Annotated in this window: 2 protein-coding genes and 2 pseudogenes; 3 read left to right on the top strand and 1 reads right to left on the bottom strand. The window is 25.4% G+C overall.

The window, feature by feature from the left end; all coding sequences use genetic code 11:
- The 3 genes and pseudogenes from Q1X91_RS15395 to Q1X91_RS15405 form a co-directional block, all read left to right on the top strand.
- Positions 1–376 (top strand): annotated as a pseudogene (locus Q1X91_RS15395) (hypothetical protein); the annotation flags it as partial.
- 235 nt (positions 377–611) lie between these two features.
- A complete protein-coding gene (locus Q1X91_RS15400; RefSeq protein WP_300759465.1) occupies positions 612–884 on the top strand; it encodes a hypothetical protein in 273 nt (90 codons plus the stop codon).
- Between the two features lie 139 nt (positions 885–1,023).
- Positions 1,024–1,884 carry an Rpn family recombination-promoting nuclease/putative transposase gene (locus tag Q1X91_RS15405; RefSeq protein WP_300759467.1) on the top strand — a complete coding sequence of 287 codons (861 nt, stop codon included), beginning with the start codon at positions 1,024–1,026 and terminating at the stop codon, positions 1,882–1,884.
- A gap of 20 nt (positions 1,885–1,904) precedes the next feature.
- Here Q1X91_RS15405 and Q1X91_RS15410 read toward each other — a convergent pair.
- Positions 1,905–2,661 (bottom strand): annotated as a pseudogene (locus tag Q1X91_RS15410) (U32 family peptidase); the annotation flags it as partial.

A 2,661-nucleotide genomic window follows, 5' to 3' on the forward strand; every position in this document is an offset into this window, starting at 1 on the left:
ATTATCTAAAGATTTAAATTACTGGCTCAAAATCTTTACAAGTAAAAATTTGGAGGCATCTATGTCTGAAATAGTAAAAGAAAAACCTATAATGGAAGAGGTACAGAAAAAATATAATAATTTTGTAAAAAGCAGATTAATGATGATGGAATATGAGAAGAAAGAAGCATATTTATACGGTAATCAAATAATGCTTGATGAGGAAAGAAGATTAGGAATAGAAGAAGGAATTAAGAAAGGCAAAGAAGAAGGTATAAAAGAAGGTATAAAAGAAACCCAAATATCTATGGCTAAAAATATGAAAAATGATAAAGTAGATTTGAATACCATTTCAAAATATACAGGCTTAAGTATAGAAGAAATAGAGAAACTATAAAAGAATAAATTTCAAAACTTTATTTAAATCCCTGCCCTTTTAGATTTTTAAGGCTTTATTTTTTTTATAGGAGTGTTTTAATTAAATCTATAAGTCTGTATTTTTTTAAGCACACCCGCCCAAAGCGTGATTTAAATTTAAGGCTTTCCTAAACGCACGTAGAACGCATTTTTTTATATTAATCAATTTAGTAATTATAATTTTATTATATATTAAGAATTAAGTTTAACGTGCGTTGAAGAGCATTATAAATGTAAAACGCACTTGGGTGGGTACTGAAATAACAGTAAAGGCAAAGAAAAAAAACTATACAGAAATAATAGATAATATTAAAAAATTTAAAGGGTGGGAAGTGAGAGTAAATTTTTTTAACCTTATTAAAATAAAAGTGCTGCCTGTAATAAACAGCACCTTAGAATATGTTCCTAGATACAGCGGACTTGATGCTGAAACAGCAAAGCCTATTGATAAAACTACTACTGGAAGATCTCCGTACGCTAGGTATTAGATAAAACTAATCAACAAAATATATCAATAAAATTCAAATCTATAATTTACTTATAAATAAAATAAATACAAAAAAAGAAATAAAAATAAATTAATAATTACACTTTGACATTTATAAAGTATTTCAGTATAATAATCTCATGAGAGATATTAACGTTTTAAATGACTACTTTATGCGTTATCTGTTTGCTAAAGAAGGACATGAACGCATTTTAAAAAATTTAATTAATTTAGTAAGAGCTAACTATAATCAAGAATTATTTGAAGAAGTTAAAGTACTTAATACTTTTAATCTTAAAGAAACTGTTACTGATAAGCAATCTATAGTGGATGTTAGAGCAGTTACGAAAAGCGGAGAAACTGTATTAATAGAAATACAGAGAGTAGGGAATCAGTCATTTGTATATAGAAGTTTATACTACTGGGCTAAAGGTTATGCTGCTAATTTAAGAAATAACGAAAAGTACAACGATTTAAAACAAGTTATAGTAATTAATATTTTAGACTTTAATTTACTAAAAGGAATTGATAAAGAACATAGCTGTTATGTGATAAAAGAAATTGAAACCAATCATATACTGACAAATCATTTTGAGATGCATTTTCTTGAATTACAAAAATACTTAGAAAGTAATTCTAGTCTTAAAGATGAATTATATGCTTGGTTTTACTTTTTAACATTTAAAGAAAAACAAGGAAAAATGGAGGAAATTATGGAAATATTAGTGAAAAAAAATCCTATAATGAAAGAAGTTTATGATGAATATAATAAATTTGCCAATACTAAAGATTTATTTGAAAATTATGAGGAATATGAAAAGAAATATTTTGATATATTAGCTTTAAGTGAAGAGAGGAGATTAGGCAGAGAAGAAGGTATTAAAGAAGGCATAGAAAAAGAAAAAATTTCATTAGCTAAAAATATGAAAAATGATAAAGTAGATTTGAACACAATTTCAAAATATACAGGTTTAAGTATAGAAGAAATAGAAAAACTATAATAAATAGCTTGAAACTTTATCTAATAACAATAAATATTCCCATTTTTATTTTTTATCTGCTCTAGTATAAAGCTAGTTTTATTATACATCTTAACGCAGTCAAATATTACAGTATTTCCTCTATGGTCAATAATATCTTCTTCTTTGCATTTAGAACAGCCCGCCGACATACTTTTTGGGCAGAATGCAAAGTTCATAGCAGGTATAAAACCTTCTTTTATGCTTATAGTATGTTTTAAAGTTTTACCTGCCTCAACAGCGGATATTACAGTATTAACTCCTAACTTATATAAAAAGTTAACGCTGTAATTATTAATGGCATTAAGTCCTATTCCAGACCATAATACAGCTTTACCTTTTAATGCCTCAATATGCCCCAAGTTATTGCATATTACTATCATACCATTTGTTTTTTCTACTATGCTTTTTATAACTTCAATATCTTTATCGAATGTTACATGAGGCAGCATTATACCGTCTATTTTTTTATTTTGAAAAAGTGTTATTATATTTTCATCATAAACACTTGGAAATAATATTTTTTTATCATAATGAATATCAGAATATAGTTTTAATTTCTCTTCGCTGTTTACAATCAAAACTTTTATATCAGTATTAGGATAATTAATATTATTAAAAATATTTTTATCATAATTGATTTCTTTAGGCTTAATCAATATATTTTCTAATTTTTCTATTAAAGCTCTTCTAGCTTCATTTAACACTTTTACTGGTATAAAAGGATTTTTAAAATTTTCTTCTATAATAATATTTTTA

Source organism: uncultured Brachyspira sp., assembly GCF_949287625.1.
Lineage (GTDB): Bacteria > Spirochaetota > Brachyspiria > Brachyspirales > Brachyspiraceae > Brachyspira.